This window comes from Solibacillus sp. FSL W8-0474, from assembly GCF_038004065.1.
Taxonomy (GTDB): Bacteria; Bacillota; Bacilli; order Bacillales_A; family Planococcaceae; genus Solibacillus; species Solibacillus faecavium.
Genome location: NZ_JBBOQJ010000001.1, coordinates 405,244 through 426,775 on the forward strand (window position 1 = coordinate 405,244; position 21,532 = coordinate 426,775).

19 protein-coding genes and 8 tRNA genes are annotated in these 21,532 nt (G+C 37.9%); 16 read left to right on the forward strand and 11 right to left on the reverse strand.

Annotation, left to right across the window (positions count from 1 at the left end; translation table 11 throughout):
* Positions 1 to 9 precede the first annotated feature (9 nt).
* The 9 genes from NYE67_RS02020 (at position 10) to NYE67_RS02060 (ending at position 2,643) form a co-directional block, all read left to right on the forward strand.
* Positions 10 to 102, forward strand: a tRNA-Ser gene (locus NYE67_RS02020).
* A gap of 53 nt (positions 103 to 155) precedes the next feature.
* Positions 156 to 230: transfer RNA gene (locus NYE67_RS02025), tRNA-Met, on the forward strand.
* Between the two features lie 3 nt (positions 231 to 233).
* A tRNA-Asp gene (locus NYE67_RS02030) sits at positions 234 to 309 on the forward strand.
* A gap of 5 nt (positions 310 to 314) precedes the next feature.
* Positions 315 to 390: transfer RNA gene (locus tag NYE67_RS02035), tRNA-Phe, on the forward strand.
* Between the two features lie 5 nt (positions 391 to 395).
* Positions 396 to 469: transfer RNA gene (locus NYE67_RS02040), tRNA-Gly, on the forward strand.
* Between the two features lie 12 nt (positions 470 to 481).
* Positions 482 to 558: transfer RNA gene (locus tag NYE67_RS02045), tRNA-Ile, on the forward strand.
* A gap of 13 nt (positions 559 to 571) precedes the next feature.
* A tRNA-Asn gene (locus tag NYE67_RS02050) sits at positions 572 to 647 on the forward strand.
* 4 nt (positions 648 to 651) lie between these two features.
* Positions 652 to 723: transfer RNA gene (locus tag NYE67_RS02055), tRNA-Glu, on the forward strand.
* 339 nt (positions 724 to 1,062) lie between these two features.
* Positions 1,063 to 2,643, forward strand: coding sequence for an S-layer homology domain-containing protein (locus NYE67_RS02060; protein WP_340729003.1), 1,581 nt, complete (start codon positions 1,063 to 1,065; stop codon positions 2,641 to 2,643).
* A gap of 114 nt (positions 2,644 to 2,757) precedes the next feature.
* On the opposite strand, the gene NYE67_RS02065 is transcribed toward NYE67_RS02060, so the two are convergent.
* Entirely contained in the window at positions 2,758 to 3,621 is an 864-nt protein-coding gene (locus NYE67_RS02065) for a helix-turn-helix domain-containing protein (protein ID WP_340726825.1), read from the reverse strand.
* 426 nt (positions 3,622 to 4,047) lie between these two features.
* Positions 4,048 to 5,343 carry a S8 family peptidase gene (locus NYE67_RS02070; RefSeq protein WP_340726826.1) on the reverse strand — a complete coding sequence of 432 codons (1,296 nt, stop codon included), beginning with the start codon at positions 5,341 to 5,343 and terminating at the stop codon, positions 4,048 to 4,050.
* A 137-nt stretch (positions 5,344 to 5,480) separates the two neighbouring features.
* Between NYE67_RS02070 and NYE67_RS02075 the strand changes: the two genes are divergently transcribed.
* Positions 5,481 to 6,695 (forward strand): helix-turn-helix domain-containing protein, encoded by a 1,215-nt coding sequence (locus NYE67_RS02075; protein ID WP_340726827.1) that lies wholly within the window; start codon positions 5,481 to 5,483, stop codon positions 6,693 to 6,695.
* A 163-nt stretch (positions 6,696 to 6,858) separates the two neighbouring features.
* Here NYE67_RS02075 and NYE67_RS02080 read toward each other — a convergent pair whose 3' ends face one another.
* Complete coding sequence (locus NYE67_RS02080) at positions 6,859 to 7,185, reverse strand: DUF779 domain-containing protein (RefSeq protein ID WP_340726828.1); 327 nt, start codon at positions 7,183 to 7,185, stop codon at positions 6,859 to 6,861.
* A gap of 65 nt (positions 7,186 to 7,250) precedes the next feature.
* Positions 7,251 to 8,771, reverse strand: coding sequence for an acetaldehyde dehydrogenase ExaC (gene exaC / locus NYE67_RS02085; RefSeq protein ID WP_191700691.1), 1,521 nt, complete (start codon positions 8,769 to 8,771; stop codon positions 7,251 to 7,253).
* 500 nt (positions 8,772 to 9,271) lie between these two features.
* Here exaC and NYE67_RS02090 point away from each other — a divergent pair, with 500 nt between their 5' ends.
* Together NYE67_RS02090 and cyoE are read left to right on the forward strand one after the other, a co-directional pair.
* The gene (locus NYE67_RS02090) at positions 9,272 to 10,291 is read left to right on the forward strand and encodes an AbrB family transcriptional regulator (RefSeq protein ID WP_340726829.1); all 1,020 of its coding nucleotides are present in this window, start codon (positions 9,272 to 9,274) and stop codon (positions 10,289 to 10,291) included.
* Positions 10,292 to 10,428: 137 nt separating this feature from the next.
* Positions 10,429 to 11,325 (forward strand): heme o synthase, encoded by an 897-nt coding sequence (gene cyoE / locus NYE67_RS02095; protein WP_340726830.1) that lies wholly within the window; start codon positions 10,429 to 10,431, stop codon positions 11,323 to 11,325.
* A gap of 334 nt (positions 11,326 to 11,659) precedes the next feature.
* Here the strand turns inward: cyoE and NYE67_RS02100 are convergent, their stop codons facing one another.
* Both NYE67_RS02100 and NYE67_RS02105 read right to left on the reverse strand, forming a co-directional pair.
* A complete protein-coding gene (locus NYE67_RS02100; protein WP_340726831.1) occupies positions 11,660 to 13,042 on the reverse strand; it encodes a dipeptidase in 1,383 nt (460 codons plus the stop codon).
* 60 nt (positions 13,043 to 13,102) lie between these two features.
* Entirely contained in the window at positions 13,103 to 13,504 is a 402-nt protein-coding gene (locus tag NYE67_RS02105) for a histidine kinase (protein WP_340726832.1), read from the reverse strand.
* A gap of 118 nt (positions 13,505 to 13,622) precedes the next feature.
* Between NYE67_RS02105 and NYE67_RS02110 the strand changes: the two genes are divergently transcribed.
* The 4 genes from NYE67_RS02110 (at position 13,623) to NYE67_RS02125 (ending at position 16,701) form a co-directional block, all read left to right on the forward strand.
* On the forward strand, positions 13,623 to 13,820 hold the full coding sequence (locus NYE67_RS02110) for a hypothetical protein (protein ID WP_340726833.1): 198 nt from the start codon (positions 13,623 to 13,625) through the stop codon (positions 13,818 to 13,820).
* A 39-nt stretch (positions 13,821 to 13,859) separates the two neighbouring features.
* On the forward strand, positions 13,860 to 14,414 hold the full coding sequence (locus NYE67_RS02115; protein ID WP_340726834.1) for a glycerol-3-phosphate acyltransferase: 555 nt from the start codon (positions 13,860 to 13,862) through the stop codon (positions 14,412 to 14,414).
* Entirely contained in the window at positions 14,401 to 15,918 is a 1,518-nt protein-coding gene (locus tag NYE67_RS02120) for an aminotransferase class V-fold PLP-dependent enzyme (protein WP_340726835.1), read from the forward strand. The genes NYE67_RS02115 and NYE67_RS02120 overlap by 14 nt, the downstream gene beginning before the upstream one ends.
* Before the next feature lie 237 nt (positions 15,919 to 16,155).
* Positions 16,156 to 16,701, forward strand: a complete 546-nt coding sequence (locus NYE67_RS02125) for an RNA polymerase sigma factor (RefSeq protein WP_191700699.1) — start codon at positions 16,156 to 16,158, stop codon at positions 16,699 to 16,701.
* Positions 16,702 to 17,014: 313 nt separating this feature from the next.
* Here NYE67_RS02125 and NYE67_RS02130 read toward each other — a convergent pair whose 3' ends face one another.
* The 5 genes from NYE67_RS02130 to NYE67_RS02150 form a co-directional block, all read right to left on the reverse strand.
* Positions 17,015 to 17,440, reverse strand: a complete 426-nt coding sequence (locus tag NYE67_RS02130; RefSeq protein ID WP_191700700.1) for a MarR family winged helix-turn-helix transcriptional regulator — start codon at positions 17,438 to 17,440, stop codon at positions 17,015 to 17,017.
* Positions 17,441 to 17,466: 26 nt separating this feature from the next.
* Positions 17,467 to 17,868 carry a transcriptional regulator Spx gene (spx, locus tag NYE67_RS02135; RefSeq protein WP_191700701.1) on the reverse strand — a complete coding sequence of 134 codons (402 nt, stop codon included), beginning with the start codon at positions 17,866 to 17,868 and terminating at the stop codon, positions 17,467 to 17,469.
* 363 nt (positions 17,869 to 18,231) lie between these two features.
* Positions 18,232 to 19,812, reverse strand: coding sequence for an ABC-F family ATP-binding cassette domain-containing protein (locus NYE67_RS02140; protein WP_340726836.1), 1,581 nt, complete (start codon positions 19,810 to 19,812; stop codon positions 18,232 to 18,234).
* Positions 19,813 to 20,110: 298 nt separating this feature from the next.
* Positions 20,111 to 20,296, reverse strand: coding sequence for an SE1832 family protein (locus NYE67_RS02145; RefSeq protein WP_191700703.1), 186 nt, complete (start codon positions 20,294 to 20,296; stop codon positions 20,111 to 20,113).
* A gap of 154 nt (positions 20,297 to 20,450) precedes the next feature.
* Positions 20,451 to 21,485: a PseG/SpsG family protein gene (locus NYE67_RS02150; RefSeq protein WP_340726837.1), complete on the reverse strand. Its 1,035-nt coding sequence runs from the start codon at positions 21,483 to 21,485 to the stop codon at positions 20,451 to 20,453.
* Positions 21,486 to 21,532: the final 47 nt, after the last annotated feature.

Here is a 21,532-nt window from a genome sequence, read left to right on the forward strand (position 1 = left end):
AATTATTTTGGAGGTATACCCAAGTCCGGCTGAAGGGATCGGTCTTGAAAACCGACAGGCGGGTAACACCGCGCGGGGGTTCGAATCCCTCTACCTCCTCCATTTTATCTATATGGTATTAATACATATTTAAGCAAGAGAAGAAATAATATTGTCGCGGGGTGGAGCAGTGGTAGCTCGTCGGGCTCATAACCCGAAGGTCACAGGTTCAAGTCCTGTCCCCGCAACCAAATGGTCCCGTGGTGTAGCGGTTAACATGCCTGCCTGTCACGCAGGAGATCGCCGGTTCGATCCCGGTCGGGACCGCCATTTGTGGGTTTGTAGCTCAGTTGGTAGAGCATTAGATTGAAGCTCTAAGTGTCGGCGGTTCGATTCCGTCCAAACCCACCATTTATGCGGGTGTAGTTTAGTGGTAAAACCTCAGCCTTCCAAGCTGATGTTGTCGGTTCGATTCCGATCACCCGCTCCAGTTTTTTAATAAGGGCCTATAGCTCAGCTGGTTAGAGCGCACGCCTGATAAGCGTGAGGTCGATGGTTCGAGTCCATTTAGGCCCACCAAATAATTCATTATTCCGAAGTAGCTCAGTTGGTAGAGCATCCGGCTGTTAACCGGCAGGTCGCAGGTTCGAGTCCTGCCTTCGGAGCCAAATAGGCCCGTTGGTCAAGTGGTTAAGACACCGCCCTTTCACGGCGGTAACACGGGTTCGAATCCCGTACGGGTCATTTTAAAGCATGTAGCATAGGCTGCATGTTTTTTATTTTTGTCAGGAATACGATGCTATTGCTTTGGTTCAAAATTAAAGATAAAAAATGAAAAAATAAAATTTTATTGAAACATAACATACCTATTACCAATCCATACTATAAACAATAATCAGAAAATAAAAATTCATTTAACATCTTAAAGTTGCGACTCAATAATGTTTCTCCTCCAATATTGGAAGCATTCTATAAAGTAAGGGTTAAATATCCACAAGTGGTATTAAATAACCTTATATATTATTTGAAAATAACTTCCTTTCTATTCTAAAAAACCTATAATTAATAGCAGGAGGTTAAAAAATGAATAAAATATTTAGTGCATTACTAACATTGATTCTTATAATATCAATGTCTTTACCAGCAACCACTGCACAGGCGGAACAGGTCTTTACTGATGTACCGCCAAAGCATAGTAACTATAATGATATAGCTTATTTATTAAATAAAGGTATTATTTCTGCAGACAAAAAAGCGTATGGTGTGAAGGATATTGTGACGCGTGAGGAAGTAGCAGTCATGGTAGCAAAGGCTGTCGGACTGGATGGTACAAAACGTGCCACGAAGTTCAAAGATATACCCAAAACACATGCCAATAGTGGCTATATTCAATCTGCTGTGGAAGCAGGGATTATCAACGGCTATACAGATGGTACGTTTAAGCCGACGACAAAAGTAACGCGTGGACATATGGCGGCGTTTATTGCACGTGCATTCGATCTGCCTAACGGTACGAAAACTTTCAAAGACGTGAAAAAAGGGCATACTGCATATGAAGCCGTGAGCCAATTAGCAGCAGCAAAAATTACAACCGGTTATGAGGATGGTACGTTTAAACCAGCCAATAATTTAACGCGCGCACATATTTCTGCCTTTCTAGCACGAGCAGTGAAATATCAGGAAAACCTAAACTCATCGAAAAAAATGAAAGTCCACTTTTTAGATGTAGGACAAGGGGACTCGATATTCATTCAGGCGCCAAATGGTAAAACAATGCTTATAGATGCCGGGACAAAGGATTATGGCAATACAGTTGTTTCGTACTTAAAAGCACAAAATGTGAAGAAGCTCGATTACATTGTCGCAACTCATCCTGATGCAGATCATATCGGCGGGTTAAATGCAGTTATTCAAGCGTTTGAGGTAGGGGAGTTTATCAACAGTGGTAAATCTCATACAACAGTGACGTATGAGAAATTACTGGAAACTGTTTTAAGTAAAAATATCCGCTATAAAGAACCAACTGTTGGGGAAACAATTAATTTAGATAGTGAAGTAAAAACACAAGTTTTAGCAGTTGATGCAAAGACAAGTAACACAAACGATGCATCCATTGTATTGAAGCTTACGTATAAAAATGTATCATTTTTATTAATGGGTGATGCTGACACTGAAGTAGAGGCACAAATCTCAAAGGCATATAATGTGTCGGTAACGGTATTAAAAGCGGGTCATCACGGATCAAGTACAAGTAGCTCACTGTCATTCTTGAAAAAGGTTAAGCCTGAAGCGATTGTTTTAAGCTACGCAAAAGACAACAGCTATGGTCATCCACATAAAGAAGTGGTGGCAAATATTAAAACAATCGGTACAAAAGCTTATGCAACAGCTGAGGCAGGTACAATTGTTGCTACAACAAATGGTCAAACGTATTCGATTAATGCAAAAGAATTCATTGTACCGATAACAACACCAACACCAACAACGCCTACGAAACCAATAGGTGATGTAAGCTCAGGTATTTACGTTATTCCGGGAGCACCGACTTCATTTAAAAACTGTACAGAAATGCGTAAATATTACCCTTCTGGTGTCAGCTCATCTCACCCTGCTTATGCAGCAGCAAGAGACGGGGATAAAGATGGTTGGGCTTGTGAATTATAATAGTAAACAGGTAAAAGGGTGGCCAATTAAGGGCATCTGTCATTAAATAAAGCGCACCGGTTCATTTAAAGAATCGGTACGCTTTTTTATTTGGAAGAAGTTAACCTAGGAAATTTACGAGTTACTTAATCGATACTTGTTAATTTCCTTTTGCATGTGACTATATAATTCATGTTCTTCGATAGTTTCCAATATTAATAACCCCCGCTGGATATAGTCGGCACCTTCTTCTTTTTGATTTAAATTATATAGGCAAATTCCTTTGCGTATATAGACGATAGCCATTTGATAATGCATTTTAAAACTTTTTACTTTAGGTATAAGTAGATCAAGTTGCTGCAAAGCTTTATCTTCTAATTTATCCTTTATTAACATTAAGCTATAATTCAGTCTGAAGTTAACTTCTATACGGTTAATTGATTGGAAATCTTTATACTTTTTAAGGGATTTCTCGACATATTCAATTGTTAAATGGGCTACTTCTACCGGGAAAAGGAAGAAAATAGCGTTTATTATATATAAGTCCTTTATAAATAGTTGTTCTTTGTTAGAAAAGAAATCTAAAAAGTGAAGCGCCTGAGATTTGTTGAAATATATATCCTCATTTCGAAAAGCTTCTAATAAAAATTTCGAAATTTGATGAAGGAAAGCAATTGTTGATTCGTTCCTTACTTCCAAATATTTTTCACACTTATCAATGAACTCTTCCAATGAATTAGTATTTGTAACAGAAAATCTAAAAAACTCACGGTACAGTTTTTCTTCTTCTGTATAGCTATAGCCGTTTGCGATAAAGAGTACTTCCTCCAAATCGATATTAAGATTATTCAAGATACCTATTAATGCTTGGGTAGGGATATCTGCAGTTCCTTTTTCAAACTTTGAATATGTACCTTGAGAAATAATTCCCTCGCTAACGTCCCGTTGAGTCATTCCTTTTAATAAACGTACATCACGGACTGCATTTGATAAAAACATAAACTACCTCCTATTCGTATACGAATAATATTACTACTTTTTTTCAAAATATAGTAATATTTTTAAGGGAAAGGGGGGATTAAGATGGAAATTTTAATGTCATTAGTTACAGCATTAGATGTATGGTTAATAGGTATCGATGTATTCTAAGGTTTCTACAGTAAATATCGACTTGCCAAAGATTCACTCTATACTTAGAAAAAATAAAGAATATTACTTAGAGTTATTAATTTTTGAAACACTAATTTTACATCTTCCTAGATGTGAAAATTGGTGTTTTTTTATGTAAAGTAATCAAGTACGTCGTACATTCGCCATGTTATATCAAATAGTTTCATTTAAAACGATAAAAAATAGCAGCCAAACCAAAACTGTGGTCTCGGTTTGGCTACTATTGTTAATAAACTTAATTTATATTTCTATTAATTACTGAACGCGGGCGAAACCGAATCCTGAAGCGTAGTCATCGCCTGTAGAGGCACCGTGACCACCTTTAATGTCTACAGCCTTTGCTCTTGTTTGTAGGTTAGAGCGCAGTTGCGTATGAGACCATGACGGGTTTTGAGCCCAAATTTTTGCTGCTAAACCTGATACATGAGGAGAAGCCATTGATGTGCCGCTAATTGTGTTATAACCGCCATTATGCCATGTAGAATATATTGCCGAACCTGGAGCTGAAATTTCAATATCTCCTTGCTGGATTACATAATCACCTGCTGTTGAGGCATATCCGCGAGATGAGTAGTCAGCTACACGGTACGTTCCATTTTGTTGTACATTTTCCAGAGCAGCAACTGCAACTGCATTCGGTAATGCTCCTGGATAACCAATTGACCCTTGCGCATAGCCTGAATTACCGGCTGCAGCAATAACTAAAACACCTTTACTGTATGCATAGTTGACAGCACTTGAGATAAGGCTGTTATTGGCTGAAGAACCCAGTGACATATTAATGATTGTTTTAGTACGAGTAGAAGTTGCTTGATCTGCTGCGTGTCGGATTGCTGCAGCAATATCATCCGAATATCCAGAACCGCTATCTGTTAATACTTTGTAAGCCCAAAGATCGGCATCTGGTGCAACACCGTAAACACCGCCTCTATCGCTTCCTCCATTAGCTAATGCTGAACCGGCAACGTGTGTGCCATGCCCGTTTCTGTCAGTACAGCTATTGTTCACAAGTGATGTCGCAGTCGTAAAGTCTTTACATTGCTCCACATTGTTTGCTAGATCCCGGTGAGAAGTATTAACACCCGTATCCAGTACGGCGATATTAATACCACTACCGCCAGATGTTGATGTTAACGAGTTATTGTTGTAAATTGCTTTAATTCCCCACGGTACTTGCTGGGAAGCTCTAGCATAAATCGACGCATCCGGCTCTTTATTTTCTAATGTATAATCCTTTTCCAGATTAATTGTATCTAATGTAACGACAGGAACTTTTGTAACTGTGAAATTTTTGTTCTTTTGTAATGCTTCGAACTGTTTTTCATTCATTTCAGTAGAAAAGCCGTTGTCTGTTAACTCCCAGCGAACGGAATACTGTGCTTTTGCTGATGCTTTTGCCGATTGGTTATTGGCTTCAACATATACGCGGAATTTTTCCTGACCGACGTTATTTGCCGAGCTATCTTCGGTATTCAGTGTTGTCGCCTGTACGGGACTTACTAAAGCTCCCGCCATCAAAAGACCTAATAATGTACTTTTAAATTTTTTCATTTTTTCCTGACCCCTTTTCAAATATGAGTGATAAGATTACTATTTGAATCTATCATATTTTCATTTTTTTGATTATTGGGAAAAATTTAAGTATACTGGATAAAATACCTAGCTATTTGAAAGGGGCGTTTATTTGTATGAAAGTAGGATCATTAATTAAGTACTATCGTACAAAGCTGGGAATGACACAAAATGAGGTGGCAGCAGGGATTTGCTCAATTCCCCATTTAAGCAAAATTGAGAATAACAATAAGGAAGCGAATAGCGAGACAATTCGTCTGTTGCTGGAACGGTTGAATATTAATATACATGATGTAGAAATCAGCGAGCAGAATATTATTATATTACTGAATGATTTACAAAAACATATAAACTACTTAGAGAATGAAAAAGCGATAGAAATAATGGAAAAATTAAAAAAATACGAAGAAATTATCGGTTTTACTGAATGTATTTTTTTATATGAGCTTTATAAATTGCGTTATTATGTGTTTATTAATGAATATAAATTGGCAGAAGACCAGTTAAAGTGGCTAAATGCCCACCGTCAGAATTTTTCCCAACATGAGAAATATTTACATTCTTACTATTTTGCATTAGTTTTAATAACAAGAGGGAAGTATGCTGAAGCAGCTGTAGAACTTACTCAAATTCTTTACATACATCCGGAACTAGGGTCACTGGAAGGGGAGTTTTATTACCATTTCTCTTTAATAAAAGGACGGCTAGAAGAGACAAGCCAGGCGATTATTTACGGGAGAAAAGCCCTTCAATTTTATAAGGACCAGTTTAATTTTAAAAGAATTATTTATACATCAATGTCGTTGGCGCTTTATTATTCTCAAGGAAAAGTATTTCATGAAGCAATCGAAATCTATGAACATCTATTGAGGAATGTAGAACTTTTGCAGCAACAGCAGCTACTGCCTGCTATCTATCATAATTTAGGAGATTTGTATCAAATTAGAGGAGAATATGAAAGTGCATTAGTCTACTTTGAAAAAAGTGCTTCTTTAATGGAAAAGAACAGCGATAACTATTTATTTTGTTTATACAATTTAGGTTTTACACAATATCGCCTCAATCTAGGGGAAGAGAGCCTGAAAACCTTTACTATTTTAAAGGAAGAAGCAAAAAATATGAAAAAACTAAGTTTTAATTTATTTGCTTCTTTTTATTTATATTTGCTCAAAGGAGAAGAAAAGAAAGCAATGGGTTTTTTAGAAGGGAGGTTAATTCCGTTTACGGCAAATAATGAAGAATTTAAAGTAATCCATCAGCAGTTTTCTTATTTATTGGGTGAGTACTATCGACAGGAAAAGAAGTTTGAAAAAGCAATCCAATTCATTTAACAATAAAGGAGACGAAGACTATGAAGAAAAACATTAAATTATCGTTATTATTATTAAGTGTGACATTGGTGACATTGTCTATCCCAATTTATCCCCCAGTTTTATCCTAATAAAAAAACGCCATTCAGAAGCTTTATATAAGTTACTGGGTGGCGTTTTACAATTATTTCATTACCTTTGACTTCATTAAAAAAGCAAAGCCTTCCGCGCTTTCCAATGAAAACGAAGCACCGCGTCCTTCCATTACATCAACAACAATTTGCATATGCTTTAAATACTCCGCCTGCTGCTTATCGATGTAATAGGGAACACCTGCAATTTCCCCGATGAATACAAGCTGACTGCTAATATAATGACCGTTCGCTTGGAAACACATCGGCACCGTGCCATCACAGCATCCGGAAGACTGTTCAAAAACTAACTTCCCATGCTTTGTCTTCAACAGCTCAATAACCTCAACCGCTTTTTCAGTCGCAACTAACTTTTCCATAAAGCACCCTCCTATAAAAAAGAGGATGCACTATAAAAGCGCATCCTCTAATAGTCCGCTTCGGCTTAGAAGAAACCTTGAGCGTTTTTGTTGTAGCTTACTAACATACATTTTGTTTGTTGGTAGTGGTCTAACATCATTAAGTGGTTTTCGCGACCGATACCTGATTTTTTATATCCGCCGAATGCAGCGTGTGCAGGGTATTGGTGGTAAGTGTTTGTCCAAACACGACCTGCTTGGATACCACGAACAGCGCGGTAAGCTGTATCCATGTTACGTGACCATACACCAGCACCTAGACCGAATTCAGTGTCGTTAGCGATTTCCATAGCTTCTTCGAAAGTAGAGAAAGTTGTTACAGAAAGAACTGGACCAAAGATCTCTTCTTGGAAGATACGCATTTTGTTGTGACCTTTGAATACTGTTGGTGCCACATAGTAGCCGCCTTCTTGGTCAGCATCTAATTGGTTTTGGTAGCCACCGATAAGTAGCTCTGCGCCTTCTTCTTTACCGATTTCGATGTAAGATAAGATTTTTTGTAATTGTTCATTTGAAGCTTGAGCACCCATCATTACTTCTGTATCTAACGGGTTACCGATTTTGATTGCTTTAACGCGTTCTAGTACACGTTCCATGAATTTGTCATAGATAGATTCGTGAACTAATGCACGTGAAGGACAAGTACAAATTTCGCCTGAGTTTAATGCGAACATTACTAAACCTTCGATAGCTTTATCCAAATACTCATCGTCATGATCCATTACGTCTGGGAAGAAGACGTTTGGTGATTTACCGCCAAGCTCTAATGTTACAGGGATAATATTCTCTGTAGCGTATTGCATAATTAAGCGACCAACACCAGTAGAACCAGTGAACGCCACTTTGTTGATGCGTGGGTTCGTAGCAAGTGGTTTACCAACTTCAATACCTAAACCATTTACAACGTTGAATACACCTTTTGGTAATAAATCTTGGATTAATTCGATTAATACCATGATTGAAGCTGGTGTTTGTTCAGCAGGCTTCATTACGATTACGTTACCAGCCGCTAATGCAGGAGCGATTTTCCAAGAAGCCATTAATAATGGGAAGTTCCAAGGAATAATTTGACCTACAACACCGATTGGCTCGTGGAAGTGGTATGCTACTGTATCGTTATCGATTTCAGAAATTCCGCCTTGTTGTGCACGAATTGCACCAGCAAAGTAACGGAAATGATCCACTACTAAAGGAATATCAGCGTTTAATGTTTCACGCACTGCTTTACCGTTGTCCCAAGTTTCAGCAACAGCGATTTTTTCTAAATTTTCTTCAATGCGATCTGCGATTTTATTTAAAATATTCGCGCGGTATGCAACAGAAGTTTGTGCCCAGGCACCTTTAGCTGCATGTGCTGCGTCTAATGCTAATTCAATATCTTCTTCAGTTGAACGTGCAACTGAAGTAAATACTTTACCAGTTACAGGTGATTTTACATCTAGGTATTGTCCTTTAACAGGAGCTACCCATTCGCCACCGATAAAGTTCTCATATTTTTCTTTAAAGTTAACTACTGCACCAGCAGTATTAGGATTTGCATAGATCATTTAACTACACCTCTATCACTCAATTTAAAGTTTATTAACTTTATAATTTGATTATGCATCTGTGAAAGAGAAGTTACAAATGAAAAGGCTTACAGAAAGAACTTCATAACTATATTTATAAAATGTAAATGTATATTTCTTTAATTTAGGTTCGTATTGTTATGTACTGATACAGAAGGGATTATAGCATCTGTTAATGGAGTGGAGTATTGATTTAACTCTATAGTATTATAATTTATGTTTATTATATAACAAGATTTAATAATAAAAATTAATGTATAAATATAAAATTATAATGATAAAAATTCTTTTTAAAAAATTTATCAATAATACTATTAAAATACCTATTTTTTGTTTTTTGTAGCATAAAAGGTGGGTGGAACACCTAATTATTGTAAAAATAAATTTTAACATTTTCTGTTAATACACCCTGCTTGTTCGCTTTACGAAATAGTTTCAGCTAAAATAAAATAAACTACTAATGAAAGTGGAGGGGCGTTATGTTTCTTGCGTTTATCATTGCACTAATCGGTGCACTTTTATTTTCAGCCCTCTCTTTACCCATTCCCTGGCTGATCGGTCCTATTTTTTCGGTACTGATTGCACAATTTTTTATAAAAGACCGTCTTCGCTGGCCGGCCACTTTACGAAATACGGGGCTCATTATCGTTGGAGTCGCTATTGGTCAGCAGTTTGATTTCGCTTTGTTTTCCGATTTTAAGTCGTTAATGTTGTTCATGGTTATTGTGAATGTTTTGCTGTTTTTATTTTGTTTAGGGATTGCATGGGGGATTTCTCGTACGACAGGACTTACTTTTAAAACAGCAGTAGCTGCAAATGTTCCTGGAGGATTGTCGCAACTCGTATTGTTTGCGGAAGAAGAAGGGGATGTTAATTTAACAGCGGTCACTTATTTTCATATAGTGCGTGTATTGGGCGTTGTACTGCTTATCCCATTTTTAGTATCCGGCAATGTCGTAGGAGGGGCTTCGATTCCGCTTACTATAGATGTTTGGCAAGTAGTGCTGCTTATTATTTTGTCTGCTGCACTTGTGCCAGTTGGTAAAAGATTAAAGCTGCCTGTTGCCCATTTTTTGACTCCGATTATCGTTGTGATTGCTTTGAAGTTATTTAGTATTGATACACCGACAATGCCGAGTGATGTTCTTCATATAGCACAGCTATTGATTGGTACATATATCGGCTTATTGTTAAAACCATCAACTTTGCGTTTACCTGCAAAAGTTCTGGCCGGGGGAGTATTGAGTACTATTGCGATGATTGTACTTACCTATGGCACTAGTCTGCTTATTGCTGAATTTTTAAACTTAAGCTTCGCAACGAGTTTTTTAAGTACAGCACCTGGAGGACTTGACCAAATGGGCTTGCTTGCTGCAGCTGTAAAAGCAGATATTTCAGTCGTAACAGTATTCCAACTCTTTCGTTTGCTCTTTATTTTCCTCTGTATATTGCCGCTGATTAAATGGATTTATCGCGAGAGGGAAAAGGAATTGAGTTAATTGGCAATGTAATTGTGTCTACATTATCTCAGAATATTCTATGAAGAAATGAGAAAAAAAGCCTGGATATTAACCCTTTATGACCCATTTGGGGTATACTAGAGAAAGTGATTAATTAGGAAGTAGGATTAGGAAATATGCAAACGCAATCGAATCGCCAATTGTGGGCGCAAGCTGTGAAGACTGGCATTATTAAATCAAACTTAATTCCGATGATCGCGGCATTAATGCTTGCCCTATACACATATGAATTAAATTTTATTGAACATATTCCAGCTATTATTTTTGCAATTCTTGGTTCTGCAGCAGTCATTGCCGCAGCAGGTGCGTACAATAACGTATATGACCGAGACATTGATCAAATTATGCCCCGAACAAAAACACGTCCAACAGTTACTGGAGAGCTATCAGCAAAGGTAGTACTGATTGTTGCGACGATTTTATTGATACTAGGGTGTGTGGCGCTGTATTTAGCTTCACCATTAGCGGCTTTATTAGGATTCTTAGGTGTATTTTTCTATGTTGTGCCATATACAATGTGGACGAAACGCCGTACCATTTGGAACACAGAAGTAGGAAGTATTTCAGGAGCCATGCCACCGTTAATTGGGTGGGCAGCTGTAGCTCCGGATATTTGGCACCCAGCTGCATGGGCTCTTTTCTTAATTATGGTGATTTGGCAAATGCCACATTTTTATGCTATCGCCATTCGTAAAAAAGAAGATTATGCCGCTGCGAATATCCCAATGTTGCCTGTAGCAAAAGGAGAGCGACGCACTTATATTCAGTCGAATATCTATTTAGTGTTGTTATGTTTATCAAGCTTTCTGTTTTACCCGCTTAGCTTAGGGTTAACCATTGTTTCGCTTGTTCTAAGTGTCATTTGGCTATGTATGAGTATTACGGCATCAAAGAAACAAGAAGAGAAAAAGTGGGCTAATATTATGTTCGGCTACTCGCTATTCCATATGATGGCTGTTTTTGGAACAGTTTTCATTTATGCATCGGTCGGCATGATTTTAAATGTACTTTAAATAGAAAAAGCGTACCGGAAGTTTCGACTTTTGGTGCGCTTTTTTGTTAAGGGTTATTGCTTGTTAAGAAATTGTGAACAGAAGTTGTGATGATTATATGTCAAACGCATTGGGCCTATTTTTTTCGGAAAATGGAAATGCTATGATGAAATCAACAAGCGAGGCGAATTGCTTGGAAGTTAATTTGCACTCTAATCTAATATGCTATTTTACTCAAATTTTCTCGTATACGACTTCGACAGCATATAAAACCCCCTATTTTTATATGGTCTCGTACGGAAACAAAAAACTCCGGTGCAGTAGTGTGCATCGGAGTTTTTTAGTGCAATCGTTATTATAGTTTAATGTTAGCAATTTCAAACATGTAATCACCAAGTACGCGTAAACCTTGGTCGAAGTTTTCCAAATGGAAGTGCTCATTCGGTGCATGGAAATTTTCACTTGAAAGACCGAAGCCCATTAACACAACCGGCAATTCCAAAATTTCATCGAATGCTGCAACGATTGGAATCGAGCCACCACCACGTGTATAGGCTGTCGGTACGTTGTATACTTTTTCATAAGAACGGCCAGCTGCTTGGATCACTGGGTGATCAAATGGTGTAATGTAAGGCTTTCCTTTATCGAATTCAGAAATCGTAACTTCTACACCAACAGGCTTATGCTTTTCGATATGTGCTTTTAATAATGCTACAATTTCTTCAGGGTCCTGATCTGGTACTAAGCGGCAAGTAATTTTTGCGCCAGCCTCAGCAGGTAAGACTGTTTTAATCCCTTCACCGGAGAAACCACCGAACACGCCATTGATTTCCAATGTAGGACGTGCCCATGTTTGTTCTAAATAAGTATAGCCTACTTCACCGAATAGCTCCTGCACACCTACTTCTTCTTTTAAAGCACTTTCGTCAAAGTTCAGGTCACGATATGCCTGACGCTCTTCATCAGTTAATGGCAACACTTTATCATAGAAACCATCTACTTGAATTGTTCCATGCTCATCACGGAATGAAGCCAGAATTTCAGTCAATGCGTGAATAGCGTTTTGAACGCCGCCACCATATAGACCTGAATGCAAGTCGCCTTTTGCTCCGCGCACATCTATTTGAACCCCCGTTAACCCACGTAAGCCGTAGCATACTGCCGGTTTCCCTTTAGCATAAAGACCTGTATCGGAAATGACGATTAAATCTGCTGCTAATTTTGCCTTGTTGTCTTCCGTATATTGCGGAAGGGACGGACTACCGATTTCTTCTTCACCTTCATAGATGAATTTTACATTGACTGGCAATGTGCCTTCTGTTGCAAATAACGCTTCAATCATTTTTAAGTGCATAAACACCTGTCCTTTATCATCTGAAGAACCACGTGCAAAAAGCTTATTATCACGGATTGCCGGCTCGAAAGGAGGTGTCTCCCATAAGTGAAGCGGATCTACTGGTTGTACATCGTAGTGACCGTAAAACAGAATAGTCGGTTTGCCTTCTGCATGCAACCACTCTCCATATACAACAGGGTGACCGGCTGTTTCATCAACTAATACATTTTCGATGTTTAAAGATTTTAAGTGGTCTGCCAACCAGTTTGCTGCATTTGTCATATCGTCTTTATGTTCAGATAAAGCAGAAATACTTGGAATGCGTAAAAATTCGTTTAACTCTGCTAAATGACGTTCGCGATGCTCTGTGAAATAAGCATCTAAAGTTTGTAAGTGACTCATTAAAGAGTGCCCCCTTATATTTCGATTATAGAAATAAGTATAGCATACAACCTATAAAATTCAGCTTTGTATCCGCTCTTTTTTTGAGCTGGAATCAAACAGTAAATAGAGGGTAGCAGTTGTAATTGCAAAGATTATGCCACCGTACATAGGAAGATAAATAGATTCCATTAATATTGAAATCGTCATTAAAAGCGTAAAGGATATAAGCAAATGTGCAAAATATTGATGGAAACGATGAAGCTGCTCTGACTTTAATTCAATGAGGACATCGGACAGCATCACAAGCGCAAACTCAATGATACCGTATAAAATGATGAATCCGACTAGGTATTTCCAATGCTCAAATTCAATGCCGACGAGCAATAAAACTCCAACCTCTGCGGCAATTGCTATACAAATAATCCCAATGAATAGTAAAATGATTAAAACAATGCCTAAGGGAATTCCAATTTTTTTCATACATTACTCCTTGTAAATGGCAATAGATAATGGCAATAGATATTAGTAGTATAATAGTTTTTTTTAATAAAAGGGAATAAGATGCCTGAACAAATGTATTATTTAGGAGTGAAAATAGATGAGTAAATGGAAGCAAAGAATTTTAGCAGGTTCAATTGGTGCAATTATTGTCGGTACTGGCATAGCCTTTATAAGTATTACCCAAACACACAATAAAAACATGGAAACAATTGATATATGTTTTGAAGGTTTTGAACAACAGCAAAAAACGGTAACCTTTGAGTATAAAGAGGATGGCTTGTTAACTTGTGAATAAAGCATGGCATGTTAGCCAGGCAAAAGAGGGGATAATATAATGCTCTTTATTATAGCGAGTTATTTACTTGGAACAATTTTAATAGCGGCAGTTGTCGCAAAGATAAAGGGAGTCAAATTACACGAGCAAAACAGCGGGAATTTAGGGGCGCGGAATGCGGGAAGAACACTTGGCAAATCAGCTTTTGTCATTGTTGCAATTGGTGATGGGCTAAAGGGTGTGGCCATTGTAGTTGCAGGGCGTGTTCTTGAGTTACCTGAGCTGACAATTGCAGTGGCAATTATAGCCGTCGTGCTTGGTCACTTGTATCCATTTTGGAATAGCGGGAAAGGTGGAAAAGGTGTCGCAACTGTTATCGGTGCAATGCTCGCTTTTTCTCCTTTAATATTTTTGTCGTTTTTAGCTGGATTTTTAATCTGTCTAGGCATTACGAAAAGTGCAACGCTTAGTATGGGTGGGGGCTTTATCGTATATGGAATTGTTACAGGCATTTATACAGAAGTAGGATTTATCGTATCCATTGCACTTCTGCTTGTTATTTGGAAGCAAAGACATAGTATTATAGAAAGAGTGAAGCCAAATGTATTGGAGTAAAATTGCTGCAACGGAAAAAGAATTCGATGCGATTGCTGCATTAAATTATGAAACGTTTGTAGAAGAAATACCACAGCATCAGCCCAATCCTTCCAAGCGTCTTATTGATAAATTTCATCATGAAAATGTTTACCTCATTGTTTATAAGAACACCGAAATAGTTGGAATGGCTGCATTTCGAGACAAAAGACCATTTTCGATTGACCAGAAAATCGGAAATGTAGAAAATCACCTAGACCCTGAAGTTTGTGAATATTTATGCGAAATCCGGTTGCTTGCCGTTAAAAAGGCACATCGTAATGGGCGTGTGTTTGCAAAGCTTGCCACTGCCATTTATCGTTATTATTATGATGTGGGCTATACTGCCTGTGTCATTTCAGGGACAGTAAGAGAAGAAAAGCTATATACACAAATGGGGTTTAAACAGTTTGCGCCAGCAGTAGGTACACAAGAGGCAAGCTATTTGCCCATGGTATTAACCAGAAAAGATAGTGAAGTATTTCGTGAACGGCTGCGTGAGCAAAATATTGTGTTTTATCCAGGTCCGGTTGCGCTTGAACATTCGATTGAACCAGCAACCATTTCGCATCGTTCCAATAAATTTAATCAGGAACTGCAGGATATGAAGCAACAGCTATGCAAGCTGGCGCATGCCAATCACGTCATTCCGCTCGTCGGTACAGGGACACTAGCCAACGATGCAATGCTCGGTCAGTTGAAAAGTGAATTTCCCCAGGAGCAGGGGCTTATTTTAGTGAACGGGGAATTCGGCAATCGTCTAAAAAATCAGGCAAAGCAGTGGGGGTTACATGTCGAGTGCCTGGACTTTGGATGGGGTAATGAATTTGATATGCCACAAATTGAGTCAGCTTTAGAGCAGGGTAACTACCACTATATTATTTTCGTCCATGGTGAGACATCCAATAGTATATTGAATCCACTCGAGCCTCTTTTAGAGCTGGCAAAAAAATATAGGATAAAGCTTTGTGCAGATTGTATTAGCTCGTTTGCTGCGCTGCCTTTTTCGATGGAAGGGTTACTCTATGCGACAGCGGTTAGTGGGAAGGCACTTGGAACGATAGCGGGTCTGGCTTTCGTCTTTTGTAGAGAATTGCCGTGTGCGAGTGATGCACCTCTTTATTTAAACTTACCATATTATATTGAAAGACAAATTCCGTTTACATTACCGCATTTTTATATTAAGGCAGTAAGTGATGCGTTGAAAGCTTACCCGGAGCGCTATACTGTATTGAACAAACGGATGGAGCTTATTAAAAGCTCAGGGTTACCTGTAAAGACGATGTATCCGATGATTGCATCGTGGCAACACGAAAAAATGCCTCTCATCATACAAACATGTGAATTGAATGGATTTTTGCTCCATAGTGACAGCGCCTACTTAAAGGAGCGTAACTTTGCGCAAATTAGTACGATACAGCCGAACTTTGAGAAAGATTATAAAAAAGTTATGGAGCTCATTTCTTATATGATGGAGACATTGTAAGAAAAGGGAATAGTGTAAGGCAATGTAGTGAGGGAGTTACATAGAAGGTCATACAGTTCAAATGATTTCTTCGATTCTTACAGCATTGTAAGGTAATTGAAAGCCAATCCGATAGAGCGTAAGTATTTTATTTGGCACAATAAGGTCATACCATATTATGCCGATGCATAATGGATATTTATAAAATTGCACATAAATTGACCTTATATAAAATACATTCTATCGGAGGATAAAAAAATGAATGAATTACTAACAAATATCTATGATGAGTATAACCGTTACATCTATCACCTTTGTTTAAAACTAACTCGCAATCAAAATGAAGCAGAAGATTTGATGCAGGAAGTTTGGGTAAAAGTTGTACGTTATGAAGAATCAGTAGCAAAAGTAGACCATGTGAAAGCTTGGCTGACAACCATTACGATGAATACATTCCGCGACCGCTATCGCAAAAATGTTCGTCGCAGTAAATACATGATGAATCAACCTGAACAATTAGACGTACCGATTTTAGATTTGGTTCCCAACAATGACTTTACGACAGAAGAAATTGTGGAAAAAACAGAAATCACGAAAATTGTGCAGGAAAAAATGAGCCAGCTTGATAATATTTATCAAAAAACATTATGGTATTTCTATGTGGACCAATTTTCATTAGCCGAAATTTCTGATCTGATGAAAGTTTCAATTGGTACTGTGAAATCACGTTTATTCCGCGCAAAAGCACGCTTAAAAGAAATATTACTATCCGATAATGGTGTCGCAGAAGCAGTATTAGCTTAATAATTTTTAGGACGAAAGCTATGGCAAAAAGTTGCTGTAGCTTTTTTATGTTAAATTGCCCTTTATAATGGCGAATAAGTTGTGTAAAAGGGCGATTAAAAAATTTAAGTGGCGAATATATGTGGAAGTAGCTAATAAAATTCTGAAAGTGGATATTATGACATTGGTATTGACGATTATGATAGCTCAGTTGGCGAATATAGAAGCAAGTATGGCGAATAACTCACAAAAAATGACGAATAAAATTAAAACACGTTCACCTGATTCCCGATCTAAACTAAAAAACCACGTGAGCAGTGAATGCTCGCGTGGTTTAAAATTTCGCACATTTTTCAAAGATTGCTGTTAAAGTTTTAATTTCATCTTCTGTTAACATACCGAACAGATTCTCAAAAAGATTATCTACTTGTTGGCGAGAGCGTTCGAGTATTTCGATTCCTGCTTCTGTAATATGAATTTGCGAAGCGCGGCGATCCGCTTCATTTTGAGTTTTTTCAATTAGTCCAGCTTTAATAAGCTTCGTCGTCAAAACCGTTACACCGCCTGTAGTCACTTTTAGCTTCTCGGCAATGGCAGAAGGACGCTTTGGTCCGTCTGTATGTAAGTAAGCTAGAATTAAAATATGTGATTTTGAAAAGCCTAGCTGATTTTGACTATTCCATTGATTGGCAATTTTGCGTTCTAACGATGTCATCTTTTCAAAAAGGTCGGATAATTGCTCGCGTTTATGCTCATTCATTTAAGTGTCAACTCCAAATGTTATCGCTATTCTACGGCTAATTTTTGAAGGGCATTTAATTCAAATGCTCGCACTTTTCGTGGAATGAAACGACGAATGTCCATTTCGTTATAGCCGATTTGAATGCGTTTTTCATCAAGTAAAATAGGGCTGCGCAGCATGCGTGGATGATGTTGAATCAAATTGTACAGTTCCTGAATGGATAACTGATCAATATCAATATCAAGGTTTTTGAAATCATTCGAGTTTGTCGCAATAATTTCATCTGTACCGTCTTCTGTCATACTTAAAATATGTTTAAATTCTGCTAATGTTAAAGGTTGAGAAGTTGTTCTCTTTTCCGTATAAGCAATGTTATTTTCGTTTAACCATTTTAATGCTTTTCGTGATGAGGAACAGCTTGATTGTGTATAGATTGTTACTGTCATAATAATTTTCCTCGCTTTCCCATAATCAATAATTTGGTGATAGCTTAGTTGTAAGACATTTATTTATAATAATATCTTACCAGTAAGCTATTTATAATGCAACTGGTTTTTTTATATGTTTACCTTTATCTGTATACCCATTCTTCTAATAAAATATACGTATTCTTATAAAAAAAGTTTCAATTTTTATATTACAGTTTTGTAAAGAAACTAAGAGAGAAGGAGATTAATAATATAGAAGAAATAAATCCTCGAATTTCTAATATATTCTCCACTTTTTCTAAAAAGAACTTAAAATATTCAAATTAAAATAAAAAATAAAAAGCAGTACACTCCATAAAGAGAGTATACTGCTCCAACAATTTATTTAAATTCGTTTAATTCCTTCGTTTCACGCGTAGTGAACCAATCTTGTACATTCCATACTTTTGTTGCTAAGCCTTCATAGAACTCAGGCTCATGCGATACAAGAACGATTGTGCCTTTAAATTCTTTCATCGCACGTTTTAGTTCTTCTTTTGCATCAACATCTAAGTGGTTTGTCGGTTCGTCAAAGATTAACCAGTTTGTTTGGTCCATCATCAGCTTGCAAAGACGTACTTTTGCCTGCTCACCACCAGAAAGTGAATTCAGTGGGCGAGTAATATGATCTGTTTTAAGACCAGCGCGTGCTAATGCTGCACGGACTTGTGCCTGTTCCATTGAAGGGAAGGCATTCCATACATCATCAATCGGCGTAATTTTATCAGCTTTTACTTCCTGTTCAAAGTAAGATGGCTCTAAATAATCGCCTAAAATGACTTTCCCGTCCAGCGGTTGGACTTTCCCTAGCATTGTTTTTAATAGAGTCGATTTCCCGACACCATTCATGCCTACTAGTGCAATTTTTTCGCCGCGCTCAATTTGGAATGTAAGAGGAGGCAGTAACGGCTTTTCTTTATCATAGCCAATAACTAAGTTTTCGGCTTCAACTACGTAACGGCCAGGTGTACGTGCTTCTTTAAAGCTGAATTCAGGTTTAACAGCAGTTTCTGGACGATCAATACGCTCCATACGATCCAATTGTTTCGCACGTGATTTCGCACGGCCACTTGTTGAGTAACGAGCCTTATTGCGGGCAATGAAATCTTCCTGCTGCTTAATAAATTCCTGTTGTTTTTCATATGCATCAATATGCTGACGTTTATTTATTTCCGCAAGCTCAATAAACTTTTCATATGTTGCCGTATAACGCGTCATTTTTGCGAATTCCAAATGTAAAATGACATCAACTACATCATTCATGAATTCCGTATCATGCGAAATTAAAAGGAAAGCATATGGGTAATTTTTTAAGTAGTTTTTTAACCAAGTAACATGTTCTTCATCCAGATAGTTCGTCGGCTCATCCAGTAACAGTACTTTTGGCTTTTCCAGTAAAAGCTTGGCAAGCAGTACTTTTGTACGCTGACCACCTGATAATGCTGCAACATCGCGGTCAAGGCCAATTGCATCTAATCCTAAACCACGAGCAATATCATCAATTTTCATATCTAATGTATAGAAATCGCCTGCATCCAGTGCATCCTGGATTTCAGCCATTTCTTCTAAAAGCTTGTCATAATCTGCATCTGGCTCTGCAAGCTCAGCTGAAATTTCATTTAAGCGTGCTTCTTTTTTGTACAACGGTAAAAATGCATCACGCAATGCATCGCGCATCGAACGACCAGCCGTTAAAACCGTATGCTGATCTAAATAACCGTAGTGTGTGCCAGGTAGCCATTCTACTTTTCCTTCATCGTGAATTGCCTGACCTGTAATAATGCTCATTAATGTCGATTTCCCGACACCATTTGCACCTACTAAACCAATATGATCGCCTTCTACAAGACGGAACGATACATCTTTAAATAATGTACGGTCACCAAATGAATGACCTAACTTTTCAACAGTTAAAATTGCCATATATAATCCTCCGAGTGTTTTTATTGTATAAGTAATAGTATGGTAAAAAGTAATATAAAATTAGCGGATAATATAGTTGATTGGAGTGTAGGTGGCGAGTGCAACTGTCGGCTCCGCCTATCGTTGCAGAGCGAAGCAGAGTCAAAGAAGTCACTCAAAGCTTCCTGGGGAATAGCCTGACGCCTGAGACTACAGGCTCGGGCCACACCCCCGGAAAGCGTCCGCCGAAACGGAAATCAACAAGTACCAAAAACGGCATTATATTACTTTGCTTTTTCCTCAAAAAAAACCCGCAACATTAAAGTGCTGCGAGCTGTTTGTTTAGTTCTGCTAGCCGTGCTTCCATATTTTCAAGACGTACGAGCGCTTGATTGACTGAGTCTGGATGGCCTACTGATTCAAGCTTTTCCATATCGCCTTGAAGATTGATGTAATCCATCTTTAATTCGGCGATTTGCTGCTGCAGCTGGTCTTTTGTTAACATCGATAATTGCTCCTTTACGAACGAAAATTTACCTTTTCATATTGTAACATAATGCATTCTAATATGGAGGATAAGAAACCTTAATTTTTTGCGGAATCTATATAAGAAACACATTAATATATACCCGAAAGGCGCAGACTACAATTACCAATACTTAAATGTGTGCCATATTATGGCGGGCATAGGCTAAATCCAACAGTAAATTTTTTAATATCTCATTATTTGTCAAAATTTCAAGATTTCGTTGTTTACGGACAGCTCGTTCGCGACGTTGTTCATGAAGTAAAAGCTCCATTACCGCATTTTGAATAATAGATTGTTTCATTTTCCGGCCTAAACCGATATGGATAAAGCCATTCATTTCACGAGTGAAAGCATAGTTGAGTTCATTATCATGTTGAGCGGTTGTAATGCAAGGAATACCGGCTGCTGCAACTTTATATGGTGTATAGTTGGCATTACAAATAATTAAGTCCGCTTGTGGCATTAGTTGAAGAAGTGCGTCGGACTTTTTGACTATGACTGTATTTTTCCGGCTTAAAGCCATTAATTTTAAACTATCCAAGTCATGCTTATAATCATCATCAATGGCAACGGAAATTTTCAGCGGGATGTGCAACTGTGTTAGGTGGCGCAATGTGCGGTATGTTAAATTATTGTTATCTCCATCTTCAAAGGCGACAACAATGTGCGGGAGTTCGCCCTTTATAGTGCTGTCAGGTGTTTCGAGAACTTCATATGCAACTTTCTCTAAGTTCGGTGGAACGGCAAATGCATAACTGCCTGCAAGCTCGTGTACATGTGAATCTTCATGAGATTCGCCAAACAGAGCGACGAGGTGGCAGTCTATCAGCTGTGCCCCAACTCCAAAATCATCAAAGTGAACAATAGTAGAGCAAAATGGTCTAATCATTTCAACTTGTTCTACTAGTGTATCTTTTCCGTCGTGAATAATTAAATGTGGTTCAATCTCACGGATTTTCTTTTTAAGCTCAGTAAAACGATCGAAAAGATTAATATTTAAGCCTGTTTGGGCCAATTTATCAATGAGCTGCTGGTTATTAGTTTTAACGAATAGAATGACACTCTCATCTTGCAATAAATTTGCTAATGTTACCGCACGTTCAAAAGGATACGTCCCTTTAATATCACATTGTTCGATAATCCAGATAATTTTTCTTTTTTGCACGTATATCCCATCCTTTCCACTATCTCTATAAAATATGGTGGAATAGC